The organism is Halobacillus sp. BBL2006, assembly GCF_000786645.1.
Lineage (GTDB): Bacteria > Bacillota > Bacilli > Bacillales > Halobacillaceae > Halobacillus.
Genome location: NZ_JRNX01000944.1, coordinates 1 through 924 on the forward strand (window position 1 = coordinate 1; position 924 = coordinate 924).

2 protein-coding genes are annotated in these 924 nt (G+C 36.7%); one reads left to right on the forward strand and one right to left on the reverse strand.

Features of this window, described 5'->3' with window-relative positions:
* Positions 1-203 precede the first annotated feature (203 nt).
* Entirely contained in the window at positions 204-365 is a 162-nt protein-coding gene (locus tag LD39_RS22380; RefSeq protein WP_081988551.1) for an aspartyl-phosphate phosphatase Spo0E family protein, read from the reverse strand.
* A 281-nt stretch (positions 366-646) separates the two neighbouring features.
* Between LD39_RS22380 and lepB the strand changes: the two genes are divergently transcribed.
* Positions 647-924, forward strand: a 278-nt coding sequence (lepB, locus tag LD39_RS21280; protein ID WP_035553725.1) for a signal peptidase I, incomplete at its 3' end; no start/stop codon positions are given.

Below are 924 nucleotides of genomic sequence, written 5' to 3' on the forward strand. Positions count from 1 at the left end.
TGATTTTTCTGCTTATGACGCGAGTGTCTGGGCGTTACAGCTAGACGAACCCTTCCCCAACGCCCCTAAAACTACATAAACATCTAGAAATCGAGTCTTCAATATTCCTGTACGTTTCTTGAAGAACCTTCACCCTAAAATAAGCCGGCGTCTTTTAACCAAGCCAAAAATATAGAAAGACCATGGAATTAATTCCATGGTCTTTATTGATCGGTATTTTGGATTTGATAAAGCAGTTCATCTAACTCTTGACTAAGTCTTACTGTTTCTTCACTGGAAAAACCTTGTTCGAGCGCTACTTCACTCATTTGTTTGCGAAGCTGCTCAATTTTAACAAGAAGAGGATCGTTTTTGGTTGCTTGCACCTGCAGTTTCCCCCTTGCTCTCTTTTCTATTTATTTTATCATAATTGCTTTTAAAAAGAATATCTGTTCCCCTTATATGTTTAACACGAGAAGAATTATCTCAATTATCAATTAGTTTGTAAATAAGACTGATAAAACTTCCAAGAATTCGACAATTCTTCTGATTATTAAGTGTATATTAAATGACAGCTCTCTATCTTTTCTTTTGTTGATCATATGATAAAATAAGAGTTGAAATGGACATTATCTAAAGTCATGTTCATTAAGAAAGGAAGATCGAAGTGTCAGAACAAGCTAAAAATGAATGGCTGGAGTGGATCAAAGCCATTGCCGTAGCCATCACATTGGCATTTATTTTACGGACCTTTTTCTTTGCGACTTCCATTGTTGAAGGAGCCAGTATGGACCCGACACTTAAAAACGGTGAACGAGTCATGTTCAACAAAATCATTTATTATATAGATGAGCCTGAACGCGGAGACATTGTCATCATTGAGCGACCAGTAAAAAGTTATGTCAAACGGATCATCGGTGAACCAGGTGATACTATTGAAATCAG